The 4,387-nt window shown below is 52.8% G+C and carries 3 protein-coding genes; all 3 read right to left on the bottom strand.

The window, feature by feature from the left end:
* Positions 1-155: 155 nt before the first annotated feature.
* From ACFR9S_RS13530 to ACFR9S_RS13520, 3 genes are read right to left on the bottom strand one after another with little or no spacing between them, the layout of a single operon-like run.
* Positions 156-965, bottom strand: coding sequence for a polymer-forming cytoskeletal protein (locus ACFR9S_RS13530; protein WP_143077000.1), 810 nt, complete (start codon positions 963-965; stop codon positions 156-158).
* Positions 965-1,915, bottom strand: a complete 951-nt coding sequence (locus tag ACFR9S_RS13525) for a hypothetical protein (RefSeq protein WP_074880406.1) — start codon at positions 1,913-1,915, stop codon at positions 965-967. The genes ACFR9S_RS13530 and ACFR9S_RS13525 overlap by 1 nt, the downstream gene beginning before the upstream one ends.
* Positions 1,915-3,633 carry a hypothetical protein gene (locus ACFR9S_RS13520; RefSeq protein WP_143076999.1) on the bottom strand — a complete coding sequence of 573 codons (1,719 nt, stop codon included), beginning with the start codon at positions 3,631-3,633 and terminating at the stop codon, positions 1,915-1,917. The genes ACFR9S_RS13525 and ACFR9S_RS13520 overlap by 1 nt, the downstream gene beginning before the upstream one ends.
* Between the last annotated feature and the right edge of the window lie 754 nt (positions 3,634-4,387).

The following is a 4,387-nucleotide window of genomic DNA, read 5'->3' as shown; positions in this document are numbered from 1 at the left end:
ACCGTAAAGTGCGGCGACCGCAATGACGACAACCACTCCGATTCCGAGAGTCTCAACACTAGCGGCCGCACCAATGATTCGCCATATCCAAAGGGCGAACCAGGCAGTAATGAGTCCTCCGAGGACGAGCGCTCCAACACTGAGTCCGATCATCCTTATTCTGTAAGTGGAGCCCTATTTGCGTCGACGTCCAATAGATCCAGGACATCCTCGATGCTCATCTCCATCGTGTCACCAGTGCTGTCGTCGACAGCAGCTAGCACGCCTTGTTCGAGCTCCTCTAATCGATCGTTCACTTTTTCGAGGTTCAGGATTCGGGGAGACAGAGTGAGATAGGTCGTTCCTTCGTGTGTATAGAGATCTGATTGAGTCAGTTCAGGGTGTTTCTCATCTTCGTCATCGGATTCAGTATCTACGTCGAGTGATCCGAGTCCAGCTACAGTTACAGGCGTCTCGAGCGTGAGTCCTCCGTCAGCAATCGCCTGAGGGAGAATTACTGTAACTTCGTCGAGGACCGTCTCATTGTGACCCCGGAACGTGTAACAGAGCGAGTCCGTGAGGTCCAACCGGCGGTCAGCAGTGGCGATGCCAAGGACTGTACAGTTTTCCAGTATCACCTCTGTTCCAACGACGTTGCCTCGCACGACACAGTTGCTGAGCGTCACTCGCTTTCCTGTGACAGTTCCGTCGATCCGAGCGTCCTCAGCGATAACCTTGCCAGGTGTCCCAACTTCGCCGTGGATATGGCTACCGTCTAACTCAACGCCACCACTGGCCATCACAGATCCTTCGACAGAGGAATTCGGAGCCATATCGATAGTTTCTCCGTAGATGCTACCCTGTACTGTTGCTCCATCTTGGAGACGAACTGGGCGGTCGAGTTCCGCCCTCTCTGTCGGGATAATCTTCCCGTCGAACTTTTCGTCAGCTTCGACGACGGCCCGTGTCTGTTCAAGATGCGCCATCAGTCTTCACCTCCCGGGGCTCGGACCGGAATTGTGCCATCCTCGGGGACGGCATCTGTCACAGCGTCGCTGTACGACGTGACCCATGACTCCTTACCGTATTCACCGAGCGTCGACGCGAGTTGATCAGCGGAAATCGACCCGATAGTCTCGGGGTTGTCAACGCCTGAAACACCACTGAGGAGCTCTCCCGACCCCGAAATCGGCGAGAGGGATATTGAACACCATGTCGTCCCATTCTCTGTCGAGAGTTCCGAAGGGACGACGAGTCGACGTTGGGAGAAGCCATCTGACTCGTATTCGACAATATAGTAGGGTACCTGTAACCGTTCTGGATGATCGTCCGGGAGTGGGACTTCAGCTGCGTCGAAGCGGTGGTCGTCGATAGTTTCGATCAATTCATCCTGACGATGCACAAAGTCGTCGATAGTCTGGACGACCTCCTCAGTTGTACCCTGAACCTCTCCGGTTCGTTCCGTTCGTACGTCCTCGTTATGCGCCTGAAGGAATTGCCATGTCGTCGTTACCTGACTCGTGAACGGATCCTCAATCCCCGATTCAAACTGCTCTTCATCGATTTCGAAAATATGTGAGCCCAGATTCCGAATTCGGTCCTTCGCTTTCTCATTGAGTTCTTCGTGTTTGCGCTGGTATCGCTCCTCAATACTCGTGAGGCGCTCTTGGAGTTCACTTCGCTCAGTCTCTATTTGCTCGTATTCGGCATTTATCTGGGGTTTGACCGTCCGAACCTCCATGATATGATCCATCAGTTTCAGCTCTGCCTGTGCACGAATATTCTCCTGAATGGCCTCCCGGATGGTCTCGGCCGCTTGCCGAATGACTGTGTGGATCTTCTCTACCTCTCCTTTGAGCGAAATTATATCCTCACGCAGATCCGAGATGCTTTGATTGATCGCTTTGAGCGGCTTGTGAAGGTCTTCACTGGCCATCAGTGTTCACCTCCTGATTGGTGAGCACTCGCCCCCAACGTCCGATCTTTCCATTGTTTGAATCGGTTGATATGGCTGGAGAACGAAGTCTTCCCCCGCGTCTTCAGATTCCAGTTCTCTCGATGTTGGCGCTGCTCCATGGTCATCTCTTCGTCGTGGAACTCTGCTCGCTGACCCATCTCTGCGCGTTTCCTCTCGGCCTGTTGTGCCAATGCCGCCTCATTGCGAGCGTCAGCCCTTCGCTGTTCAGCGATGAACTTCGCGACCTCCCGTCGGCGTTCCTCCTCTCGAATCAGCTCTGCCTTCTCTTTCGCCGCTTGTTCAGCCTGCTCGATCCGTTCTTGTTCTTCATTCCGTGTTTCCTCGAGCACGCGCTCGGTCCGCTCATCAATCTCGGCGAAAGACTGTTCGACCTCCTGCTGGAATTCTCGCTTCCGCTCTTCATGGATTCGGTCATACTTGACCATGAGATCACCAACCTCGTCGACTTTCCCTTGAGCGGCCTTGGCTTGCGTCTTGAGGTTGCGGATTTTAGATCGGATTTCCTGAATGCGGTCGGCTGCGGTTCGGATTTCTTCACTACGTTGCTCGAACTCACGTTCCTGTAGATCGGACTGTTGATCTTCGATGTTCTCGTAGATCTCTCGTCGCTGGTCGTCCTTCTCGATCCAGAGTTGGTCCCAAACTGGGTTGACGATCTCGTCTTTGATGCGGTGGCGCGGCAAAATTTCTTCAGTCTCGAACGACTCCCGACAAGTACCGCAGTACCACGTCCCTTCATGTGGATTAGAAAGGGAGAGCTCCGAGTCAATGTCGTCCATCTGGCAATCAGGACAGTAGAAGTTGTAGCTCACCAATCCGAATGCGTCTGCAGCAGCCCCGACATGCTCGTTCAACAGGTCAATCGCTGTCTCTTGAAGACCTGAAAGGTCATTCGCCAACTCTTGGCTTGTCTCCGAAAGCTCCTCTAGTTCGGACTCTCCGTGATCACTCGCAGCCATCCGTTCTAACTCAGCGAGCGACTGTACATCTCCCTGAGCCTCGTTGTCCGTGATCTCAACATCTACCGAAACGGGGTCAGCCTCGTCTGTGGCTGTGGATGCGAAGAAGTCGACGGCTTCGGCCTGGCGACTTCCGGTTGATACGAGCGGTACCTCCACTGTATGTCGATCCGCGTTTTCGATCTCCTCGCGGACAGATTCGAGCGTTCCTGTGAACGATGCCTCCGGATTCTCGCCCGGTGGCATGACGACTGGGAATTCGCTCAAATTCTCGATATCTGCTCGTGCGGACGAGACCGGTTCTGTATCCGAGAGTTGTTCGAGGTCAAACTCCGTCTGGTCTATATTATCCATCGCGTCATAGACCATCACCCCATCATCGGTGGGAAGGCTGTATCCTGTCCAATACCCTTTCTCGATACCAGTTATCGTCACATTAGGATCCTCCCGATTCACGTAACTGTACCCACCACCAGCGACAACGATACCAGCAATCAACAGGCCTCCACCAACCAACGGATCGATATTTATAGCCAGAGCGCCGACACCAGCGAGAATCAACACTCCGCTAGCGACAGCGATCTGCCGGTACTTCTTTTGTTGGTTGTTTAGATGTTCGGTTAACGGTTTTTTGAGTACTTCGTTTACTGCCAGCTCTTTCGCTCGGTCAGGGTCAACCGGTTCACCAGCCTCATAAAGGACATCATCCACCCGCACTCTGATCACCTCCGTCTCGAAGACTATCTTGATTTGATTTCCCGATTCCAGTGGTCGTCTGATACTCCTTCGTTTGCCGTTGTGTCGACGTTTGCATCATACGTTCACATCTCTGATTTCGGGTCCGTTGAAGACTATACAATGCCCTGACCCCACCAAGGGAAGCTGGCACGTTCGGGAACGGTAGATCCAGATTAACCCACGTTCAAGATATTTTACCTACATGATTGCCACACGGATTAGCGATATCCATAGATATGTAAATTTTACCGTTATATAATAATCGTCCCTGTAAAAACTAATATAGGCTCCAAAACATAAATAGTCCAACTATTCATCTTTCTGTCAAGACTGGGATGCGAGATGCAGAGTTTGGAGTCTGTACAAGAACTGGGTTAGTGTCTTAAAGCAAATTCTGAATCACCGACTGAATCGCTACCCTATCTAGCGGATGTTTCGCAATTTGTCTTACTGAGGAGAACCGAGGAATCGGGACCTCCACGCTCAAAGGCTTCCGGGAATCGGGGGGGGAATCGGAAGATCGACGCACGATCAACTCCGATGACACCTCCAAATCGGATCAATTTCGACCGTTCTCGGCGGAGATTCTTCCGGGATCCAGCAAAGGGGAAGCTACCCATGATGACCGAAGAATGAGGACCAGGACGGTCGGCGAGTCTGGCTTATCGCGACGAGGTCGACGCGCTGCTCGAGGTCGTCGATGACCCGTTACGGAAGGTCGCGTTTCGGCTCG

The sequence above is a fragment of the Halolamina salina genome, from assembly GCF_042678005.1.
Lineage (GTDB): Archaea > Halobacteriota > Halobacteria > Halobacteriales > Haloferacaceae > Halolamina > Halolamina salina.
This window is presented reverse-complemented; position numbering and strand designations above follow the sequence as displayed.

What these genes read in the sequence shown, in the direction of transcription:
- ACFR9S_RS13530 (WP_143077000.1), bottom strand. Translation starts at nt 965, where the DNA reads ATGGCGCATCTTGAACAGACACGGGCCGTCGTCGAAGCTGACGAAAAG.
- ACFR9S_RS13525 (WP_074880406.1), bottom strand. Translation starts at nt 1,915, where the DNA reads ATGGCCAGTGAAGACCTTCACAAGCCGCTCAAAGCGATCAATCAAAGC.